The organism is Paracoccus sp. S4493 (assembly GCF_000967735.1).
GTDB classification, from domain to species: domain Bacteria; phylum Pseudomonadota; class Alphaproteobacteria; order Rhodobacterales; family Rhodobacteraceae; genus Paracoccus; species Paracoccus marcusii.
This window is the reverse complement of the sequence record NZ_JXYF01000233.1, coordinates 1-237: the sequence shown is the minus strand read 5'-3', so window position 1 is coordinate 237 and position 237 is coordinate 1. Positions and strand designations below refer to the sequence as shown.

The 237-nt window shown below is 70.5% G+C and carries 1 pseudogene; it reads right to left on the bottom strand.

Features of this window, described 5'->3' with window-relative positions:
* Window positions 1–237, bottom strand: a pseudogene (locus tag TW83_RS21255) (N-acetylglucosamine-6-phosphate deacetylase); the annotation flags it as partial.

Genomic DNA, 237 nt, shown 5'->3' with positions numbered 1-237 from the left:
CTGGCGGTGGCCAAGCGGGCTCATGGCGTTGAACAGATGCGTGGCGCAGCGCGCCCCTGACGCAAATGCCGCCTGTGCCTGATCCAGCGTGCAGTCGCTGTGGCCAAGGCTGACGATGATCCCCGCCTCGGTCAGGGCGGCGATTTGGGCAGGTGTGGTGGCCTCGGGGGCCAGGGTCACCATCAGCGCGGGCAGGTCCGCGCGGGCGGCGATCAGGGCGGCCATGTCGGCATCGGT